The 20,198-nt window shown below is 65.2% G+C and carries 21 protein-coding genes; 14 read left to right on the forward strand and 7 right to left on the reverse strand.

Features of this window, described 5'->3' with window-relative positions:
- Window positions 1-153: 153 nt before the first annotated feature.
- Both ACSQ1X_RS15275 and ACSQ1X_RS15280 read left to right on the forward strand, forming a co-directional pair.
- The gene (locus ACSQ1X_RS15275; protein WP_055799524.1) at window positions 154-1,179 is read left to right on the forward strand and encodes a 6-phosphofructokinase; all 1,026 of its coding nucleotides are present in this window, start codon (window positions 154-156) and stop codon (window positions 1,177-1,179) included.
- A gap of 113 nt (window positions 1,180-1,292) precedes the next feature.
- Window positions 1,293-2,051 (forward strand): GNAT family N-acetyltransferase, encoded by a 759-nt coding sequence (locus ACSQ1X_RS15280; protein ID WP_436058256.1) that lies wholly within the window; start codon window positions 1,293-1,295, stop codon window positions 2,049-2,051.
- 6 nt (window positions 2,052-2,057) lie between these two features.
- On the opposite strand, the gene ACSQ1X_RS15285 is transcribed toward ACSQ1X_RS15280, so the two are convergent.
- From ACSQ1X_RS15285 to ACSQ1X_RS15315, 7 genes are all read right to left on the reverse strand, one after another.
- Window positions 2,058-3,608 carry a DHA2 family efflux MFS transporter permease subunit gene (locus ACSQ1X_RS15285; protein ID WP_055799528.1) on the reverse strand — a complete coding sequence of 517 codons (1,551 nt, stop codon included), beginning with the start codon at window positions 3,606-3,608 and terminating at the stop codon, window positions 2,058-2,060.
- Between the two features lie 34 nt (window positions 3,609-3,642).
- Complete coding sequence (locus ACSQ1X_RS15290) at window positions 3,643-4,206, reverse strand: PadR family transcriptional regulator (RefSeq protein WP_436058257.1); 564 nt, start codon at window positions 4,204-4,206, stop codon at window positions 3,643-3,645.
- Window positions 4,207-4,361: 155 nt separating this feature from the next.
- Complete coding sequence (locus ACSQ1X_RS15295) at window positions 4,362-4,787, reverse strand: ankyrin repeat domain-containing protein (RefSeq protein WP_436058258.1); 426 nt, start codon at window positions 4,785-4,787, stop codon at window positions 4,362-4,364.
- Window positions 4,784-5,869 carry a CAF17-like 4Fe-4S cluster assembly/insertion protein YgfZ gene (gene ygfZ, locus ACSQ1X_RS15300; RefSeq protein ID WP_436058259.1) on the reverse strand — a complete coding sequence of 362 codons (1,086 nt, stop codon included), beginning with the start codon at window positions 5,867-5,869 and terminating at the stop codon, window positions 4,784-4,786. Before ygfZ ends, ACSQ1X_RS15295 begins: the two co-directional genes overlap by 4 nt.
- A 22-nt stretch (window positions 5,870-5,891) precedes the next feature.
- On the reverse strand, window positions 5,892-6,641 hold the full coding sequence (locus tag ACSQ1X_RS15305) for a flavodoxin family protein (RefSeq protein WP_436058260.1): 750 nt from the start codon (window positions 6,639-6,641) through the stop codon (window positions 5,892-5,894).
- 78 nt (window positions 6,642-6,719) lie between these two features.
- Entirely contained in the window at window positions 6,720-7,334 is a 615-nt protein-coding gene (locus ACSQ1X_RS15310) for an FABP family protein (protein WP_436058261.1), read from the reverse strand.
- Between the two features lie 169 nt (window positions 7,335-7,503).
- Window positions 7,504-8,238, reverse strand: coding sequence for a hypothetical protein (locus ACSQ1X_RS15315; RefSeq protein WP_055799540.1), 735 nt, complete (start codon window positions 8,236-8,238; stop codon window positions 7,504-7,506).
- A gap of 274 nt (window positions 8,239-8,512) precedes the next feature.
- Here ACSQ1X_RS15315 and ACSQ1X_RS15320 point away from each other — a divergent pair, with 274 nt between their 5' ends.
- The 12 genes from ACSQ1X_RS15320 (at window position 8,513) to ACSQ1X_RS15375 (ending at window position 19,821) form a co-directional block, all read left to right on the forward strand.
- The gene (locus ACSQ1X_RS15320; RefSeq protein ID WP_028269612.1) at window positions 8,513-9,211 is read left to right on the forward strand and encodes a winged helix-turn-helix transcriptional regulator; all 699 of its coding nucleotides are present in this window, start codon (window positions 8,513-8,515) and stop codon (window positions 9,209-9,211) included.
- A gap of 228 nt (window positions 9,212-9,439) precedes the next feature.
- On the forward strand, window positions 9,440-10,411 hold the full coding sequence (gene mshD, locus ACSQ1X_RS15325) for a mycothiol synthase (protein ID WP_436058262.1): 972 nt from the start codon (window positions 9,440-9,442) through the stop codon (window positions 10,409-10,411).
- Window positions 10,412-10,515: 104 nt separating this feature from the next.
- Window positions 10,516-12,765: an RNA degradosome polyphosphate kinase gene (locus ACSQ1X_RS15330; RefSeq protein WP_055799546.1), complete on the forward strand. Its 2,250-nt coding sequence runs from the start codon at window positions 10,516-10,518 to the stop codon at window positions 12,763-12,765.
- Between the two features lie 97 nt (window positions 12,766-12,862).
- Window positions 12,863-13,780 carry an NUDIX hydrolase gene (locus ACSQ1X_RS15335; protein ID WP_436059348.1) on the forward strand — a complete coding sequence of 306 codons (918 nt, stop codon included), beginning with the start codon at window positions 12,863-12,865 and terminating at the stop codon, window positions 13,778-13,780.
- 118 nt (window positions 13,781-13,898) lie between these two features.
- Entirely contained in the window at window positions 13,899-15,554 is a 1,656-nt protein-coding gene (locus ACSQ1X_RS15340; protein ID WP_436058263.1) for a hypothetical protein, read from the forward strand.
- A complete protein-coding gene (locus ACSQ1X_RS15345; protein ID WP_055799551.1) occupies window positions 15,551-15,949 on the forward strand; it encodes a GntR family transcriptional regulator in 399 nt (132 codons plus the stop codon). The genes ACSQ1X_RS15340 and ACSQ1X_RS15345 overlap by 4 nt, the downstream gene beginning before the upstream one ends.
- Window positions 15,946-16,749, forward strand: a complete 804-nt coding sequence (locus ACSQ1X_RS15350) for a thymidylate synthase (RefSeq protein ID WP_028269617.1) — start codon at window positions 15,946-15,948, stop codon at window positions 16,747-16,749. The genes ACSQ1X_RS15345 and ACSQ1X_RS15350 overlap by 4 nt, the downstream gene beginning before the upstream one ends.
- A complete protein-coding gene (locus ACSQ1X_RS15355; RefSeq protein WP_028269618.1) occupies window positions 16,746-17,330 on the forward strand; it encodes a dihydrofolate reductase in 585 nt (194 codons plus the stop codon). The genes ACSQ1X_RS15350 and ACSQ1X_RS15355 overlap by 4 nt, the downstream gene beginning before the upstream one ends.
- Before the next feature lie 4 nt (window positions 17,331-17,334).
- Window positions 17,335-17,553: an NF038396 family protein gene (locus ACSQ1X_RS15360; RefSeq protein WP_028269619.1), complete on the forward strand. Its 219-nt coding sequence runs from the start codon at window positions 17,335-17,337 to the stop codon at window positions 17,551-17,553.
- A 128-nt stretch (window positions 17,554-17,681) separates the two neighbouring features.
- A complete protein-coding gene (locus tag ACSQ1X_RS15365; protein WP_436058264.1) occupies window positions 17,682-18,659 on the forward strand; it encodes a hypothetical protein in 978 nt (325 codons plus the stop codon).
- Window positions 18,660-18,686: 27 nt separating this feature from the next.
- Window positions 18,687-19,343: a hypothetical protein gene (locus ACSQ1X_RS15370; protein WP_436058265.1), complete on the forward strand. Its 657-nt coding sequence runs from the start codon at window positions 18,687-18,689 to the stop codon at window positions 19,341-19,343.
- Window positions 19,333-19,821 (forward strand): hypothetical protein, encoded by a 489-nt coding sequence (locus tag ACSQ1X_RS15375; protein ID WP_436058266.1) that lies wholly within the window; start codon window positions 19,333-19,335, stop codon window positions 19,819-19,821. The genes ACSQ1X_RS15370 and ACSQ1X_RS15375 overlap by 11 nt, the downstream gene beginning before the upstream one ends.
- The last annotated feature ends 377 nt before the right edge of the window (window positions 19,822-20,198 follow it).

A 20,198-nucleotide genomic window follows, 5' to 3' on the forward strand; every position in this document is an offset into this window, starting at 1 on the left:
CCGTTCCCTCCGGATCGGGGGTCCTTTCGTTCGCCATGCAGCAAGGGCCTTTGTAACCAGTTTGTGTCGTAACCCACACTCACCACTAGAATCTAGGTGAGCTCAGCGTGGCGCTCTGCCTGTACACCCTCTCACCAGGATTTGAGCCGAGACATGAAAATTGGAATTCTCACCAGCGGTGGCGACTGCCCCGGACTGAACGCCGTGATCCGTGGCGCCGTCCTCAAGGGAATCGCCATCCACGGCCACGAATTCGTGGGATTCCTCGACGGCTGGCGCGGCGTCGTCGAAGGCGACATCATCCCCATCCCCCGCACCATGGTCCGCGGCATCGCCAAGCAGGGCGGCACCATCCTCGGCACGTCACGGACCAACCCGTTCGAAAACGGTGGCGGACCCGAGGTCATCAAGGGCCACATGGACCGGCTCGGCATCGACGCCATCATCGCCATCGGCGGCGAAGGGACACTGGCCGCAGCCAAGCGGCTGACCGATGCCGGCCTGAAGATCGTGGGTGTTCCCAAGACCGTGGACAACGATCTCGACGCCACGGACTACACGTTCGGCTTCGACACCGCCGTCCAGATTGCCACTGAGGCCATCGACCGCCTCCGCACCACGGGTGAATCGCACCACCGCTGCATGATCGCCGAGGTCATGGGCCGCCACGTGGGCTGGATCGCCCTGCACGCCGGCATGGCCTCTGGCGCCCACGCGATCCTCATTCCGGAGCAGAAAGCCTCCATGGACCAGATCACCGAGTGGGTGCAGGAGGCCCACGCCCGCGGCCGCGCGCCGCTGGTGGTGGTGGCCGAAGGGTTCGTCCCGGAAGGCCAGGAAGCTCCGCACTCCGAGCGCGGACTGGACACCTTCGGCCGCCCCCGCCTGGGCGGCATCGCCGAGATGCTGGCACCCGAGCTCGAAGCCCGGACCGGCATCGAAACCCGCGCCACCGTCCTGGGCCACATCCAGCGCGGCGGCGTCCCCTCCGCGTTCGACCGGGTCCTGGCCACGCGCCTGGGCATGGCCGCCATCGACTCAGTGGTGGACCACCGCTGGGGCACCATGGTGTCGCTGAACGGCACCGACATTGTCCATGTCGGCTTCGACGCAGCCCTGGGCAACCTCAAGCGCGTCCCGCAGGACCGTTACGACGAAGCCGCCGTCCTCTTCGGATAGGCCTGGTTTTAGGCCGGCTTCGCAAAGGCAGAGCAGGCGCGCCCAGTTGGGGCCCCTCCGGCACGGGCCCCAACTGTCCGTCCGCGCTTCCCTTCGCTGGGTAGGGTTGAGGCATGAATCTCGACCCCGGCTCCGCAGACATCATCCAGCTGGCCTGGGCCCGCCACTTGGGCCTTGACGACGGAGCCTTTGCCGCGGTGCGGAAGCTCGACGCCGACGCGGTCGTTTCCGGGGCCGTCCAGCTTGCCGCGGGCACACGGATCACCCGTGCGGACGAGTCACGGAAATCAGTGGATTTTGTGCGTTTGTTCGGCGCCTCGGCCCTCGTGGGACCCCAGTGGGCGCTCGACGCCGCGGCGGGCATTCCCGATGAGGAACTCGCCCAGCACGTGACGCTCCTGACCATCACCCGGCAGCACGGCGGCCACGGCAAGGGCGCGGCCGCCCTCTTTTTCGCCGATGACCTCCCCCTGCGCCAGCCGGCCGAAGAGCTGACCGTCTCGCACGGGAATCCCGAGGCCATTGAGCTGGAAGGCCTCTGCCCGCCCGACGACGTCAACGAGGTGGGGCTGTCCGATCTCGAACACCGGTTTACCATCCTGCGTGATGACAACGGCCGCAAGGTTCCTGTGGCCTGCGGCGCCTACTCCGAGTGGGAAGGGATCCTGGCCCAAATGGGCGTTCTCGTGGACCCTGACTGGCGGCGCCGTGGACTGGGTTCGCTGGCGGCGTCCATCGCTGCCCACGAGGCACTCGCGGCGGGACTCACCCTGCAGTGGCGTTCGGACGTCAGCAACAAGGGCGCCCTGGCGATCGCCCGCAGCCTCGGATTCTCGACCGGCGGCATCCACACCAGCGTCCTGCTGGGCTGACCCGGGTCAGCGCGACGTGGTGTCCGCGGCTCCGGCCCCGTTCGCGGCTCCAGCCCCGGCTCCGGCGTCGCTGGAGGCAGGCACGCTGACGGCGCCCCAGCCCTGAACCGGCTTGGGCTTGGCGAAAAACAGCGCGACGGCTGCGCCCAGCAGGATCACGGCCGCCGGCAGCATGATGGACTGGCCCATCGCCGTCGAGAACCCCTCGTGCAGCGCCTCCGGCAGTGAGCCGCCGAAGGCCATGGGGCTGGCCGCGCCGGAAGCGCCCTGCGCCGCCGGAAGCTCCGCCGCGAGCCTCGACTGGATGAGGACGGCAATGGCGGCGCTACCCAGGACCGCGCCGATCTGGCGCGTGGTGTTGTAGACGCCCGAGCCGGCGCCGGCCTGGCGCGGCGGCAGGTTGCGGGTGGCCGTGGAACTCAGCGGCGCCCAGATGCCCGCGTTCGCGAACCCCAGCACGGCACTGGGCAGGAGGAACAGCCAGATCGGCGTATCCGGGTGCATCAGGGCAGAGTTCCAGAACAGGGCCACCGACATCAGGACCAGGCCGGCCGCGGTGATGTACTTCGGGTTGACCCGGTCAATGATCTTGCCCACAACCGGCGCAAGGCCGCCCGAAATGAGCGCCATCGGGACCATCATCAGGGCAGACTGCGTGGGCGTCAGTCCGCGGACGATCTGGTAGTAAAAGATTAGCGGCAGGGTGAACGAGGTGACGGCGAAGCCCACCGTGGTGATCCCAATGTTCGCGAGGGAAAAGTTGCGGTCCTTGAACAGCGAGAGCGGAAGGAGCGGCTCGCCTTTGTTGAACCGCTGCCACAACACGAACCCTGCCAGGACTACAATTCCGGCGATGATCAGGCTCCACACCGTGATGGGGCCGGTGATCGTTCCCCAGTTGTACGTCTCGCCTTCCTGAATGCCGAAGACGAGCAGGAAGAGCCCGACGGCGCTGAGCAGCACGCCGGGGATGTCGAACCTGTGCGGGTGCGTGGTCAGCGAAGGAACGAAGCGCAGCGCCAGGATGAAGCCGGCGATTCCGACGGGCACATTGATGAAGAAGATCCATTCCCAGCCAAGCCCGTCCACCAGGACACCACCGAGGATCGGGCCCACCAAGGTGGCCACACCGGCGGTGGCACCCCAGATGCCCATGGCCGCGCCACGCCTGTCCGGCGGGAAGATCCGGGTGATCACCGCCATGGTCTGGGGCGTCATGATGGCGGCGCCGAAGCCCTGGAGCACGCGGGCCAGGATGAGGGTCTGGACATCTCCGGACAGCCCGCACCAGAGGGACGCGAGGGTGAACACCACCAGGCCGGTGAGGTACAGCTTTTTCGGTCCGAACCGGTCACCCAGCCGGCCGGTGATCAGCAGCGGAACGGCGTAGGCCAGCAGGTAGGCACTGGTCACCCAGATGACGGAATTGATGTCCGCGTTGAGGCCTTCCATGATCCGCGGGTTGGCCACCGAGACGATGGTGGTGTCGATCAGGATCATAAAGAAGCCGATCACCAGGGACCATAGGGCCGGCCACGGCCTAGCTACGTTTTCCATGTAAATCCTTCAGGTGTGGTTGTGGTGTGTTCCGCTACCACGGGAGTTCCCCGGAGCGGAGCTGGTCCTGCAGGCTGCGTATCCAGCCCATTTCGGACCTCAGCATGGTCTGTTGGTACTGCAGGTCGATCCAGTACTTGCGTGCGACGTCCTTTTTCAGGACGGCCGCCTCGCCGTTCTGAAGGAACTCCAGCTGGTCCTGCAGCAGCACCAGCCGGCGGTCCAGAAGCTCCAGTACGACGGCGGCAGGCAGGTTGTAGGCCTCGGCGACGGCCAGCGGGAACGACGGGTATTCGTTGACAGGTTCGGCGAGCATGTCCTGCAGGCGCTCCGTCAGGGCCTCCCGGCCTGCGGGCGTAATCCGGTACGTGGTCCGTTCCGGCCGGTTGCCCTCGCGGTCCGTTCCGGCTGTTTCCACGAGCCCGCGCTCCTCCAGCCGGCCGACGGCGTGATAGAGCGTTCCGGGGCGCACCTTGACCAGCCGGTCTTCGTGCCTGGCCATCAGGAGCTGGTACATCTCGTACGGATGCATCGGCTCCTCGACCAGCAGCGAGAGTGCAGAGATTCCGAGCGGCGTCAGCGGGGCGGATCGGGGCATGGTTCCGTTCCCTCCCCTGTCTTCGACGGCACGTGTTGTCCACGGCATAGCAAATATTCCGCTCCAACTATTCCACATGGAATATCAGGGCGCAAGAAAGCCCGCGGGTGCAAGGACCCGCGGGCTTTCAGTTGCTGCGTCGCGTCAGTGCGGGCTCAGCCCAGCAGGGCCTGGATATCGGACCGGGCAAACATCTCGGCTGCTGCACGCGCTGAAGGAGTCCCGGCGTCCGGATCAGCGCCCGCCCCAAGGAGCGCCTCGGCCACGTCCGCGTAGCCCTTGAAGGCAGCGCCGGCGAGCGGCGTCTGGCCGCGGTCATTGACGGCATTGGCATCCGCCCCGTGCTGCAGGAGCAGCTGCACCGCCGGGGCATGCCCGTGGTACGCCGCAAGCATCAGCAGGGAGTCGCCGGCCGAATTGGTCAAGTTGGCCGGGGCCCCGGCGTCGAGATAGCTGCGCAGCAGTGCTGCGTCGCCCTGCCGTGCCGCGTCAAAAAGCGCGTGGGCAAGGGCCAGGGTTTCGTCGTCGGGCCCGGCGGCCCCTTCGTTTCCCGGGTTGTCAGACATCGGGGTGTCAGTCATCGGTGTGTTCCTTTCAGGAATCCGGTCTGGCGGCCCACCACCTGGCCGGCGTCGGGAGCCACGATGACTTCCTGCGCAGCCGTGTAGGGTTCGTCGCCGTCTACGACCGTCAGTATTTCATCCGGAGAAACGGAACGCTTTATGACTGCAAGTGCGATCGGACCCATTTCGTAGTGCTGCACCACGGAGGTCACCGTTCCCACCTTCCGCTCACCCAGGCGCACCTCGCTGCCCACCGCGGGGAGGGTGTGCTGCGAGCCGTCCAGTTGGAGGAAGACGAGGCGCCGCGGCGGGTGGCCGAGGTTGTGCACCCGGGCAACCGTCTCCTGGCCCTTGTAGCACCCCTTGGCCAGGTGCACCGCGGTGCGCAGGAGGTCAAGCTCATGCGGGATGGTCTTGTCGTCGGTTTCCGCGCCAAGACGGGGGCGCCAGGCGGCGATTCGCAGCGCTTCCGAGGCCCAGACGCCGGCCAGCGGCCGGTCACCCACGGTGGCCTCGAGATCCGCGGCGGGTACCAGGTATTCGAACCATGGCCGTTCCATGCCCGGATGGGATTCTTCTCCGACAACCGAATAGGCGTAGCCGCCCGCGGCCACGTGCGGCCAGGGGTCTACCCACACCAACAGGTCCGGCCATTCCTCAACACGCCGGGTGGTTCCAATGACCCCCCAGTCGTCGGAAACATCGGCAATCTCGACCCGCAGCATGAACTTCATCCGGTTCAGCCACTCGGCCAGCGGCGCCGCTTCGGCGGCCTCCACAATGAGCCAGGTGGTCCCGCCGTCGTCAATCACCCGCGCGTCGAACTCAATACGCCCCTGGACGCTGAGCAGCAGCAGTTCGCTTGACTCCCCCGGCGCAAGGTTGGTGACCTGCTGGGAAGACAGGGTGTTGAGCCAGCTCAGGCGGTCCGGACCGGAGACGGTGACCACGCCACGGTGGGAAAGGTCGACGACGGCGGTGCCGGCAGCCAGCGCACGCTGCTCCCGCAGCGGCTCACCGTAGTGGGATGCGACGCCGGTGTCCGCGCCGCCGGCTTCAACGGCGCCAGGGCGCGACAACAGGGGGCTCTTGGTAGTCATATGTAGTAGAAGTCCTTAGTGGCTAGCGGTATTCCGGATTCTCGAAGTCGAACCGTGTCCCGGCCTTCCATTCTTCCGGCAGGTTGCCGTAGGGCGGGATCCCGCCGGCGTCCTTAAGCGTCCTCGCCAGGTGCAGCAGGTTCCACGTCATGAACGTGGTGTTGCGGTTGGTGAAGTCGCTCTGGGGACCGCCCGACCCCTCATCCAGGTAACTGGGACCGGGCCCCACGGGGCCGATCCAGCCGGCGTCGGCCTGCGGCGGGATGGTGAACCCGATGTGCTGCAGGCTGTAGAGGACGTTCATGGCACAGTGCTTGATGCCGTCCTCGTTGCCGGTGATGAGGCAGCCTCCAACCTTGGGGTAGAAGGCCCATTGGCCTTTTTCGTTCAGTTGTCCGGAGTGTGCGTACAGGCGTTCGATCAGCTTTTTCGTCTGGGACGAGTTGTCACCCAGCCAGATGGGGCCGGCCACCACCACGATGTCCGCTTCCCTGACCGCCGGGTACAGCTCCGGCCATTCGTCGGTTGCCCAGCCGTGCTCGCGCATGTCCGGATACACCCCGCTGGCAACGTCGTGGTCGACGGTCCGGATCACCCGGGTGGCAACGCCCTGCTTCTCCATGATGAGGCGGCTGACCTCGATCAGGCCGCCCGTGTTGCTGGTCTCCGGAGATTTTTTGAGGGTGCCGTTGAAGAAGACGGCTTTCAGATCGCCGTAGTTTGTTTCGTTGCGCTGGTCGGTCTTAGCCGGGTCCGGCTGCTGGCTGTTCACGGTCTTGCTCCCTGCACTCGTTGCGGACAACAAAAATCAGTGAGACCTGGCGGCCGGGCGGCCAGGGGCCCGCCAGCTTTAAGACGCCTTGCTGAGGATGGCCGAAGCGTGGGCTTCCAGTCCGCCGCCCGCTGTGGAGCTCTTCCCGCTGGCTACGTCCCAGCGCCAGAGGAGCTTTCCTTCCACGAGGCCGAAAATCCTCGTGGCGGCCGTGTACTCCTTCGAGTGGCTGCCGCGCATCACCATGTCGGTGCTGAGGTGTATCTGGGGGCCCTTGATCTGGCCGTAGTACAGCTCGGAGATTCCACCGGGGTGCGAAATGGAAACGGAAATGTCGAATCCCCCGTCGCTGTTGCGCAGCGCCTCGACTTCGTCGGCGCTCTTGAGCACGGGAACGATGTCAGCCGGGATCAGCCCCGGTCCGCCGTCTTCCTCGCGCTGCTTCCGCTCCAGCGCCCAGAACCCGGTTTCCACCGTCAGCGGCCGGAGCCTGGTGCCTTCATCGTCGGTCAGCCAGCTCTCGGCGCGGTACTGGAGGTACGGCAGTCCGTTGTGCGTGAACGATACGTGCTGGAAGAAGTGCTCGGAATCCTCCTCGCCGGCCCCCAGGCGTCCACTGCCTTCCCACTCACCAATGAGCCAGGACAACGGGACGAGCTCGGGCGTGAGGTCTGTAGGAATTTCAATCGGCACAGTAATTACCTCCGCAGACAACTAGCTCTGAACTGGTATTACTTCTGGCCCTTGAAGAGGCGGTAGACCACGAAACCAGCGAACCATGCCATGGAAAGGCTGGCAATACCAAGCAGGACAAGGAAGAAAATCTCAAATGCAAGTACGGACATGATGCCATCCTAACGCGTTAGTAGATGAGTAGTTTGTCTATGAAGTAGGCGAGCGAACCCACCGCCGCGACGGGCGCGAGGCCCATGCCAAGGGCGGCTGGAAAGTTAATCCGGTCCCCGCGGAGTATAACCAGTCTGCGCAGGCTGACGAGAACCGCACCCACCGCAACGCCCGCCACGGCGGCCGGTATTACGGCGATGTTGGAGAAGACCAGGCCTGCCAGCGGAGCCGAGAGACCTGCCAGCACAATGCCCAGCGGCGCCACGATCCGGTCCGGCCAGCGGATGAGGCCGGCAAGGAGAGCAAAGGCGGCACTGACGCCGGCCACCAGCAACATTTCCTTGACGCCGTTGAACCTTGACGCGGCAATCCAGCCCGCGCCAAGACAGGACAGGAGCACGCCGGCGCTCGAACCCAGCGTCGACTCCAGCCGCTGCGCCTGGCCCGTGCCCCGCAGGAGCTGCATGAGGAAAACGGCCATCACGCCGGCGGCGATAAAGGCCGGCGTCCAGTCGAGGAATCCCGGCGCCGGGACATAGGTGGCAGCTACGGCCGAACCGACTCCGGGGAGCCCGATGATTGCCGCGAGGGTCTTCTTGGCGGGAATGTCCAGGAAGTGGGGCCAGCCGATGCCGACAGCCAGGGCAACGAGGATTGCCACACCGAGCAGCACTTCAGGTGAGGCGTAGGCACCGCCGATAAAGACAGCAAGCCCGGCCAGCCCTATGGTTCCGATGGTCCACGGCTTCACTATTTACCCGCGCTCACTCTCTGCTGACGTCGTCGCTGCCTCCAATCCTGCCTTATGTGACCTGCTTATGTCGCAAAACGCTCACTGAAACCAGCCGGATCAGTGTCTGTTTAGGGGCGATTAGGTATACTCAAAGCTCAGCTACGCTTCCTTCGGAGGATGCGGGCCCGGCGGGAATTTCCGGCTGGCCAGTACCGACGCGGGCAGCCAGTACCGGCCGGTGAAAGCCCGGTTCAGACGCCCAATGATGCGCGGACAGCCCCTTGGAGGAACAATGTCGCACATCCTGCTACTGACGAACAGCACCGGGTCATCGGTGGACATTCTGCCTGCCTTGGAACTCCTGAACCACCGTGTTCATATCCTTCCGGCCGAGCCCACCGCCCTGCTGGAAACCGACCCCTGCGATGTCGTCCTGCTGGACGCACGCAAGGACCTGGTCGGAGCTCGCTCCCTTACCCAGTTGCTCAAGGCCACCGGCCTCAGCGCACCCCTGATGCTGATCCTCACCGAAGGCGGCATGGCGGCCGTCTCCTCGGCCTGGGCCGTGGATGACATCATCCTGGACTCCGCGGGCCCGGCCGAAGTCGAAGCCCGGATCCGCCTCTCGGTGGCCCGCGCCGTGCCCGAGCAGGAAGACACCCCCACCGAAATCCGGGCCGCCGGCGTCGTCATCGACGAAGCAAGCTACACGGCCAGGGTCAACGGTGCACCCTTGAACCTGACCTTCAAGGAGTTCGAACTCCTGAAGTACCTGGCGCAGCACCCCGGCCGGGTGTTCACGCGCCAGCAGCTACTCACCGAAGTTTGGGGCTATGACTACTACGGCGGCACCCGCACCGTGGACGTCCACGTCAGGCGGCTGCGCGCCAAGCTGGGCGCCGACCACGAGAACCTGATCAGCACCGTCCGCAACGTGGGTTACCGCCTGACCCTCGTCCGGCAGCCCGAAGAGGAACTGACAGAGGCCTAGCCAAACAAAGAAGCCCCGGACCACTGGTCCGGGGCTTCTTTGTTTGGCTTCTCAGCCTTCAGTGGAGGACATACGGGTCGAACGTATCGAGGCCACCCCAGTGGTGGATCCCCCTCAGATCCCGCTTCAGGAAGCCGGATCAGGTAATGACTATACGTGCCTGACCCTGCCTCATCAAATCGGCGCCAATGCCTCCGCCTTCCGGACGGGCCGTATAGCCTGTACACCATGAGTCCTGCGCATCCCGAGAACTGGCCCGTGCTCGTCGTCAAAGGCGGAGTGGACAACGATCTGCTCAGGGATTTTGCCGCCCTCGCCGCAGCAGCCGAAGAGTCGGACGGGAACCCTCCCCTGTCTGAACAGACCTTCGTGACGCTGCGCTCCGGTGAGTCCGGCAGCCACTCGCTCCTCAGCCTGGCGCTCTACGCACCGGATGAGGACTCAGATCCTGCCACCGCCCAGGACCTGGCGGGATTCGCCGTGGTGGTGGAGGAACCGGACGGCACCGGCGTGCTGGAGGTGGCAGTCCACCCCAGCTACCGGAACCAGGGGGTTGCGGACCGGCTGGTGGCCACCCTGAAGGCATCGCGCGGCTTTGACGGCCTCACGGCCTGGTCCCACGGGAACCATGAAGCCGCAGCAGACCTTGCGGCCAAATACGGTTACGCCCCCATCCGCGAACTGTGGAAGATGCGGCTCACCACCGCTGCCGCGGAACTGCCCGACGCCGCCCTCCCGGACAACGTGACCCTGCGGGCTTTCGTTCCCGGCCAGGACGAAGAGGCCTGGCTGGCAGCCAACAAGGCCGCCTTCGCGCACCACCCGGAGCAGGGCAACATGACGCGGCAGGACCTTGAGGCCAGGATGGCCGAGGACTGGTTCGATCCCGCGGGTTTCCTCCTGGCCGTCGACCCGTCGGACCGGATCCTCGGCTTCCACTGGACCAAGGTGCACCCTCGCCACGGCACCCATCCGGCGATCGGTGAGGTCTATGTAGTGGGGGTGGCCCCCGAAGCCCAGGGCATGGGACTGGGCAAGGCCCTCACTCTGGCCGGCATCAAATACCTGCACGAGAAGGGCCTCCACGCGGTCATGCTGTACACCGATGCGGACAATGCACCTGCTGTTTCGCTGTACCGCCGGCTCGGCTTCACCCGCTGGGATGCCGACGTGATGTATGGACCCAAAAACGCCGGTTAATCCGATTGGCTGACGCATGCATCACGGTCCAGGAAATCTACGTATCCCCCGAATCGAATGCTTGTAAGGTTGAAGGTAAACCGCGCCAGCTAAAAGGAGTGACCATGCAACCGGAACCTGCCGGAATCGCCACGTCTGAGGCCAAGGTGCTGCCGGTGCGCGCCCGCTTCGGATCCTCGGAGGTGCCGGCTTCCCGCGCCACGCAGGACCGGATCGACATTCCCGAGTTCGCGCCCAACCCCGAGCCCGCGGGCGACATCAGCCCCGACCGGTTCCTGGACCGTGAACTCAGCTGGCTGGCCTTCAACGCGCGGGTGCTCGAACTTGCGGAAGATCCCGACCTCCACCTGCTGGAGCGGGTCAGCTTCCTCTCCATCTTCGCCTCCAACCTGGACGAGTTCTTCATGGTCCGTGTGGCCGGACTGAAGCGCCGGATCGCCACCGGCCTGGCCGTCCCGTCGCCGGCGGGCCTGAGCCCCATGCAGGTGCTGGACCAGATCGGTGACGCCGCCCACCGCCTCGCGCAGCGCCATGCACGGGTCTATGCGGAACAGATCCGGCCGGCACTGGCGTATGAGCACATCCACCTCATGCACTGGGATGAGCTCGACGACCAGGCCAAGGACCAGCTCAGCGCGATGTTCGCGGAGAAAGTCTTCCCGATCCTGACCCCGCTGGCCGTGGACCCGGCCCACCCCTTCCCCTACATCTCGGGGCTGTCCCTGAACCTGGCCGTGGTGGTCCGCAATCCGGTCAGCGACAAGGAGCTCTTCGCCCGCGTCAAGGTTCCGGACCAGCTGCCGCGCCTCATTTCCATCGACGGCCCGCGCGCCGGTTCGGTGCCCGGTCGGGTGGCCCGGTTTATCGCCCTCGAAGAAGTCATCGCCGTCCACCTCGACCAGCTGTTCGCCGGCATGGAGGTCCTGGAACACCACACCTTCCGCGTCACCCGCAACGAGGACGTTGAGGTCGAAGAGGACGACGCCGAGAACCTGCTGCAGGCGCTCGAAAAGGAACTGCTGCGGCGCCGGTTCGGTCCGCCCGTGCGCCTCGAAGTCACCAACGACATCAACCCGAACATCCGGGCCCTCCTGATCCGCGAACTGGGCGTGGAGGAGTCCGAGGTCTACTCCGTGCCTGCACCGTTGGACCTGCGGGGCCTGTCCGTCATCGCCGGGATCGACCGTGCAGACCTGCACTACCCGAAGCACGTGCCCCACACCTCGCGGTACCTGAACGAATCCGAAACATCCAAAGCGGCAAACGTGTTCGCCGCCATGCGCCGCCGGGACATCCTCCTGCACCACCCGTACGATTCCTTCTCCACGTCCGTCCAGGCCTTCCTGGAACAGGCCGCAGCGGACCCGAAGGTACAGGCCATCAAGCAGACCCTGTACCGCACGTCAGGTGACTCCCCCATCGTCGATGCCCTCATCGACGCGGCAGAGGCAGGCAAGCAGGTCCTGGCCCTGGTGGAAATCAAGGCCCGGTTCGATGAACAGGCCAACATCTCCTGGGCGCGGAAACTGGAACAGGCCGGCGTGCACGTGGTGTACGGCATTGTTGGCCTGAAGACCCACTGCAAGCTTTCCCTCGTGGTTCGCCAGGAAGTGGACGGCCTGCGGCGCTACTGCCACATCGGCACCGGCAACTACCATCCGCGCACGGCCCGTTACTACGAGGACCTCGGTCTGCTGACGGCCAACGAGCAGGTGGGCGAGGACCTCTCCAAACTCTTCAACCAGCTCTCCGGCTACGCTCCGAAGTCCACGTTCAAGCGGCTCCTGGTGGCGCCCCGTTCTGTGCGTTCCGGCCTCATCGACCGCATCGAGAAGGAAATCCGCAACGCCAAGGCAGGCATTTCAGCCAGGGTGCAGATCAAGGTCAACTCCATGGTGGACGAGGCCATCATCGATTCGCTCTACCGTGCATCGCAGGCGGGTGTGAACGTTGACGTGATCGTCCGCGGCATCTGTTCGCTGCGCCCCGGCATCCCCGGGCTCAGCGAAAACATCACGGTGCGCTCGGTGCTGGGACGGTTCCTGGAGCACTCCCGGGTGTTCGCCTTTGCCAACGGCGGCGAACCTGTGGTGTACATCGGTTCGGCAGACATGATGCACCGTAACCTTGACCGGCGGGTGGAGGCACTCGTCCAGCTGACCAGCGGCGACGACACGTCCTATGTGCTGGACATGCTCCGCCGCTATATGGACCCGGGAACGTCCAGCTGGCATCTGGACAGTGAGGGCGAATGGACCAGGCACCACCTCGGCGAGGACGGCAAGCTCCTGGAAGACGTGCAGTCCTGGCTCCTCGCTTCACGTTCCCGCCAGCGCCAGACGATAAGGCGGTAGGACCCTGGCCTCGAAGAGTGACGCCAAAAGCGAAGTCAGCAATGACACGGCGAACGACACGCTTGCTCCGGACCAGACGGACCATCCCGGGGAACCGATTGCCGTCACCGCGGCGGGCGCGCTTCCTTGGCGCGTCAACAAAGACGTGCTCGAGGTCCTGCTGATTCACCGGCCCCGCTATGACGACTGGTCGTGGCCCAAAGGCAAGATCGACGCCGGCGAGACCATACCGGAGTGCGCGGTCCGCGAGATCGAAGAGGAGATCGGGATTACGGCCACCCTGGGCATCCCCCTTCCTCCCATCCACTACCACGTGTCCGCCGGCCTGAAGGTAGTCCATTACTGGGCCGTGGACGTGGACGGTGCCATCCTTCGTCCGGATGGCAAGGAAGTGGACAGCGTGATGTGGTGTTCACCGGAAAAGGCTGCATCCCTGCTGAGCAATCCCGGTGACATTGCGCCGCTCGAGCACCTCGTGGCGGCCCACGCCCGCAAGGAACTGGACACGTGGCCGCTGCTGGTGGTCCGCCATGCCAAAGCCAAACCCCGCTCGTCCTGGACCAAGGCCGAAGGGGACCGTCCGCTCGCGGCCACCGGACTGCGGCAGGCACAGGCTGTCCGGCGGCTGCTCCACGTGTGGAAGCCCCTTCGGGTGCACTCGAGCCCGTGGCAGCGCTGCGTCGCCACCATTGCCCCCTACGCCAAGTCCGCGGATGCCAAAGTGAAACTGCACGACGCCCTGACGGAACACCGCCATGCCAGGAGCCCGAAGAAGACCGCGGCCGTGGTCGAAGCACTCTTCGACAAGCAGCGCGCCATCGCCCTGTGCACCCACCGGCCCGCGCTGCCCACCGTCATGTCGCAGTTGGGTGAGCACATGAACGGCCGGCTGCGCGCGATGCTGCCCACCGCCGACCCCTACCTGGCGCCCGGCGAGATCATCGTGTGCCATGTGGCCCGCGGCAACAGCAACAAGATTGTGGCCGTGGAACAGTTCAGGCCCTTCGACGACTGACTCGACGACGGACGGGACGGACGGCGCTGCGGCCGCCGGTCACCCCGGCCAGGACCAGTCTTGACCCGGACATCTTTGTATCAAATACTTAGTACATTGATGCAAATCTGGGGGGATTATGCCGGTCCAATTCGAACTGCCGCCGATGCTGCTGCTGGGACCGCTGGCCGCCGCCGTCGTTCTTTACATCATCCTCAGGTGGGTGGTGTGGGAGCCCCGGATGGGCGCCTCCCCTGAGACTGTCTCCCAGCACGCGCTCTGGGTGGGCGTCATTGGCTGGATGACGAGTTCGCTGCAGGGCGCCATGAACATCGGCATCATTCCGGCGAACTCCGTCACCAGTCCGCTTATCAGCCCGCCCCTGACTGCCCCGGAGACGATCCTCCCCGCCCTTGCGTGGCCGGTCCTGGGCACCCTCGGGGTCCATGCGCTGGGCCAGCTCAGCTACCCGCGCCCCAGGGGTCCCCGCCGGAAGGCGAGCCTCCAGGTCCGGCACATGCGGGATTTCCTTCCGCTGCCGCTCGCCTGGACCACCCTGGCCATCTTCACGGCTGCGGCCGCCTACATCGCCTGGGCTGCCACGCTGCCGGCGTTCGATGCGATGCCCTACGGGACTGTGGCTGAGGACCCGCAGGGCTACCGGACAGTGGGCGGCGACGGCCGTATCCCGGGCATCACACTGGCGGCCTGGCTAGGCGGAGCCCTGGCGGTGCTGGCCGCAGGAACGTGGCTCGTGCTGCTGCTGATCGCCCGCCGCCGGCAGCTTGAGCAGCTGACAGAGCACGACAATTCACTGCTGCGGACCATCGCCATGAACAGGCTCCTGCGGACAGTCGCCACGGTGGCGTCCGGGCTCGCCGTCATCGCCGGAAACTACGTTGCCCGGCCGAACCCTGCCGCCGGCAGCACGTCCTGGACGAATTTCGCAGGCCTGGCGGGTGTCGCCGTGTTGCTGGCCATGCTGGTGTGGGCGCCATCGAAACTGGCGGGAACTGACGCGGCCGCCGCGGCCTTGCGGAACGCGAAGCACGGGCATTTCCGTTCCGCTCCGCACCCGGCAAGCAAGCTGGTTGTCTCCATCGGCGCCGCCCTGGGTGTTGCCGCCGCGTTGCCTCTGCTCGTAGGGATTTTCCTGGTCCCGGCCATCGTCGCTGCCGGCCCGTGGGGGCCCGCGGCCTTCGTGGCAGTGGCGGCGGGGCTGGTGCTGGTGGTTCTTGCCGCCGGGGAGCTGTTGCTTGAGCGGAATTACGCGAGCCCGGCTGAACCGCGGACCTGGCCACGGCAGCCGGTGGGTCCGGCGCTGCTCACCACGCTCATCCTCGCGGTGCTCGCCTTCGTGGCATCGCTGGTGGTCGCGGCGGCCGGGAACTCCCTCCTCGGCAGGGACACCGGTTGGTCCGTGCCGGCACTATTCGGCCTTGCGGGGGTCCTTCTCGCGGTCCCGGCATTCCTCGTGACCCGCCGGCGGCACGGCATCCCGGATGCTCCCGCCGGACTCGACGCCGCCTTGAGGGCCATCACCTTGAACCGGATCGTGCGCACGGTGTCGGCCATGTTCATGGCGCAGGCGGCCATGGCGCTGCTGGTGAACAGCCACGCGTGGGCGGCTGTTTTCGGAGTTGCCCCGATGCCGTCCGTTCCGTGGTTTCCAGCCACGCTCGCGGGCACCGTCCTTGCATTCGCGGCGATCGCCACGGCCCTCGTGCCGGTCAGGCCCCGGAGCGGGTCCGGTTCCGGTCCGGTTCCCCGGCCGCGGAAGGACCGCGTCACATGACGGCCGGCATTGCTGTTGATCTCCGTTCGGCGGTGCCGCCGTATGAGCAGATCCGCCTGCAGGTCACCTCCTTGATTGCCGTGGGCTCCCTGGCCGCCGGCACCCGTTTGCCCACCGTCCGCAGCCTCGCGGCGGACCTCGGCATCGCGGCGGGAACGGTGGCGCGGGCCTACAAGGAACTCGAGCAGGCGGGCCTGATCGAAACGCGGCGGCGGAACGGCACCGTCGTCGTCGGGATGCCGGACGCCGGTCTCCCCCCGGACGGTGCCGTTACCGCGGACCTGATTGCCGCCGTCGACCGCTACATCGCTGAAGGCCGCACCGCGGGCCTCGATGACGGCGCGCTCGAAGGCATTCTGCGTGTGAGACTCGGCCTCAGTAGACTGGAACAGTGAGCATCCCAACGCCCTATGAAGACCTCCTGCGTGACGTCCTTGCCAACGGCACGCACAAATCTGACCGCACCGGCACCGGCACCCTCAGCGTGTTCGGCCGGCAGATGCGCTTTGACCTGAGCCAAAGCTTCCCGCTGGTCACCACCAAGCGCGTCCATTTCAAGTCCGTGGCCGTGGAACTGCTGTGGTTCCTCCGTGGTGAAACCAACGTGAAGTGGATGCAGGACCAGGGCGTCACCATCTGGAACGAATGGGCAGATGCCGACGGCGAACTGGGCCCCGTCTACGGTGTCCAGTGGCGCAGCTGGCCGACCCCCGACGGCGGCCACATCGACCAGATCGCCGAGCTGGTGGAGAACCTCAAGTCCAACCCGGACTCGCGCCGGCACATTGTTTCCGCCTGGAATGTGGCCGAACTCCAGGACATGGCGCTACCGCCGTGCCACGCCTTCTTCCAGTTCTACGTTGCGGACGGCAAGCTGTCCTGCCAGCTGTACCAGCGCTCCGCGGACACGTTCCTGGGCGTCCCGTTCAACATCGCCTCCTATGCGCTGCTGACCTGCATGCTGGCCCAGCAGGTGGGGCTGGAACCGGGTGAGTTCGTCTGGACCGGCGGCGACGTTCACATCTACGACAACCACATGGACCAGGTGCTCAAGCAGCTGAAGCGGGAACCGTACGAATATCCGCAGCTGAAGATCCTCCGCAAGCCGGACTCTATTTTCGACTACACGCTGGACGACTTCGAAGTGGTCGGATACCAGCACCACCCTACGATTAAGGCGCCGATCGCAGTATGAGCACCGACAACGCCATGGATCCCCTGGCCTTCACTGAAAAAATCGCCGACGCCACCACCGGAGTGGGGCTCGTCTGGGCCCAGACCACGGCCGGCGTCATCGGCAAGGACGGCGACATGCCGTGGCACCTGCCCGAGGACATGAAGCACTTTACCCGGCTCACCAACGGGCACCCGGTGATCATGGGCCGCAAGACCTGGCTCTCATTCCCGGACAAGTACCGTCCGCTGCCCGGGCGCACGAACATTGTGGTGACGCGGCAGGAAGGCTGGGGTGACACGCCTGAGGCACAAGGCGCCCTCGCGGTGAAGTCGCTGGACGACGCGCTGCTGGAATCCCAGTTCGCCCCCGGCCACGAAACCGTGTGGGTCCTCGGCGGCGGGGAAATCTTTGCGCAGACCCTGGACATCGCCGATGTCGCGGTAGTGACGTTCATCGATTCCGAGACCGACGGCGACACCTATGCGCCGGAGCTCGGTTACGAATGGAAGCTGACCGCGAGTGAGCCCGCCACCGGCTGGCTCACGTCCGCTACCGGTACCCGGTACCGGTTCACCATGTGGCGTCGGACCGAGGCCTAGGAAGATGCTGAAGAAACCGGAAACACTCTTTGTCCTGGGCTACATGCTGCTTCCGCTGCTGGCCCTTCTCTCCGCGATCGTGGGGCTCACCATGATCCTGGGCGGCAACAAGATCGCCGGGGCCATTGTGCTGGTGGTGGTCACGCAGGCGTTCGCTTTCGGCGCCTTCTACGCCCTGCGCCTCCGCAAGGCCGCTGTGCTGGAACAGCACGACGCCGAGTAGCGGCTCTGGCGGCGGGTTGCCTTCAGCATGGGGAGAGCAGCCCATCGCGGGCGCTGCCGTTTAGCTACTAGAGTCATGCGAGCAGCTTGACGATTATCCGCTGCTCAGAACCTTTGGGGGGGTGCCTTGTGGCAGGAAACTTGTGGGGCGCGGACGTTGCCCAGCTGCGGACTCTGGCGCAGCAGCTCGGCAAAACATCCGACAGCCTGCTTCAGCAGTCAACACAGCTGAGCAACCAGATCAACAACAACCCCGCGTGGAAGGGTCAGGACGCGGTCACGTTCCGCGCCGACTGGAACAGCAGCCACCGTGCCCTCATTCAGAGAACAGCGTTGGCTCTCAAGCAGGAGTCGAAGAAGCTGCTGACCCAGGCCGAGCAGCAGGAGAAGGCCAGCTCTGGCGGCGGCGACTCCGCTGGTACTTCGGGCCCCACCGGCGGAAGCACTCCATGGGGCCCGGATTGGCTGGCGGACTCCAACTCGCCGTTCAGGGAGGGCTGGGACAACTACAACGGCGTGCTGGGCCTAAAGACTGTCCCGTTCGGGATCCGCGATATGACGCAGTTCGCGGGCCGCTACGGCGACGAAGTCGCTGAAGCCTGGCGCGCCGGAGACCGCGCTGGCGCCCTGGCCACGATAAAAACCAAAGAACTGTGGGAGACCGCCGCACGGCAGGACACATTGCGTGGTTTCTTCTCCGGCACCCCTGACCTCCTTAGCGGAAAGTTCGGAGACCTCGCGCAGACGGCCCGCGGGGCGGATGCTGCAGAACTTTCAAAACTCGGAAAGTTCGGGCTTAACTCCGCCGGTCATCTGCTGGGTGTCGCGGGGGTAGGTCTCGACGGACTCGACACGGCAAATGCCATCCGCGAGGGCGAAACCGGCGATGCGCTTCGGTCCGGCGTGAAGACCGCACTCGGTATAGCTTCATTCGCTCCTCCGCCCGTTGGTGTGACCTGCATGGTGATCAGCGGAGCCTGGGCTGCTGTGGAGTTGATTCCGGGAGCCAGCGACTCCATCGACGCCACATTCGACGGGATCGGCAACTGGGCCGAAGACACGACCAAGAACATCGGCGATGGCGTCAAAGACTTTTTCGGCTGGTGAACGGCCGCGATGAGAGGGAATGCAACTATGACCGAAGTACAGGCAGTTGAGGACATGTCACTGGGATTCGGCATTGCAGACATGGCCTACCTTCTGCAACTCCAGAACACCCAGGCATCGATCACCAGCGCGGCAATGCTTCGCCTCAGTGATGAAGCCAAAGAGGCAGGACTCGCACGTGCCGGCCTTTCATCCCTCATTGCGCGCGGACTCGCCAAGGTGGCGCCTGACTCTGCCGTGAGCTTCGATCCGCGCATCGATGTTGTTGCCTACACCGTCGCGAATGCCGTGCGGTGGACTCAACTGGATCTCCTGCAGTCAGCCGAAGTGGGAGATACTGTCCTTCAGATCGAGTCCGACAAAACAAGGCTCCTGCTTCAACCGAGGACCATGTTGACATGGTTCGCCGTGCCTCAGGATCCCGTTGTGTCACCGGAAGCGGCTGGATCGTATGTGATCGCCCAGCACCTCCTGGAACACCCGGACGGCGGTGTGCGCATCCGTACCACCGGGCCTGCAGGGTCGGCAGAACTTCTCGTGCGCCGGGACGAGGACCACTGGGTTTACGCCCCGTTGGACGGTGACGTAGTCGGCACGCAGGCAATTGCCGCCGATGAGGCTGGCTTGACCGGCGCCCTCCGCGAACTGCGGGCCACCACCGGAAATGCTACCCATGGAGAATGAAACAGCCACCAGGCGAAGAATCGATCGCGCGTACTACTTTGCCCAAGACGCAGAACGCCAAATATTCGCTTACACACGTGCGGAATGGGGCCTTGGTGGTGCCCAGCCGTTCGGCAACTACACAGCACGCAACGTCGTCACTATGAGCCTGGTGGTTGCTGGCCTGACCATCCCAGCACTCGCAGCTCCCCTGTTCCTGATCATGGGGATCATCGGGCTGAACATTGGCGCAATACTGCTTTCCCTGGTGTGCACGCTATTGTTCACGGGCGGTTGGTTACTCAGCATCCAGTCCCTGCGAGGAGAGCTCCTTGCGCGCAGGCTTCGTCGTGAACGGGGGCTGCCTAAGCCCTATGTGATTGTCACCGATGATCAGGCCAGGCATTGGTTCACGGCCTATCCGGGCAATGTCGCCGTCACGAGGGACAATTTCCCGGAGAGTACATACCCCTTTCCGGGCGAAGAAGACGAAGGCTGAATACACGGCACCCTTGGCTAGGAATTCTCTGTGAAACCTGATCGACCTGTTTTCCGGCGACCTGCCGGCACCCCATACGACCCAAACCGATTCAATGTGCGCCAGTACGAGGAGCAGCATGGTCCCGGAGGTGTTCCGGAAGGCTACGCGATGGCTGCCATAACGCCGTTGCAGAGCCCGCGACTGATCATCGCGGTTGGCGTCTTTCTTGTGTTTATGTCGGGAACCATGACGTATGGGGCGTTCGCGGCTGCAGCGGATTCGGAGCCCGGGCTGTCCGTCTACGCTGCCGTTATGGCCGGGCTGACTCTGGTCGCAGCGTGGTGGGCCTTCGTAATAGCCGGCCGTCGTCGTCGCTGGCTTCGGGAACGGTCAGC

It is taken from the genome of Arthrobacter sp. LjRoot78, assembly GCF_964254335.1.
Taxonomy (GTDB): domain Bacteria; phylum Actinomycetota; class Actinomycetes; order Actinomycetales; family Micrococcaceae; genus Arthrobacter.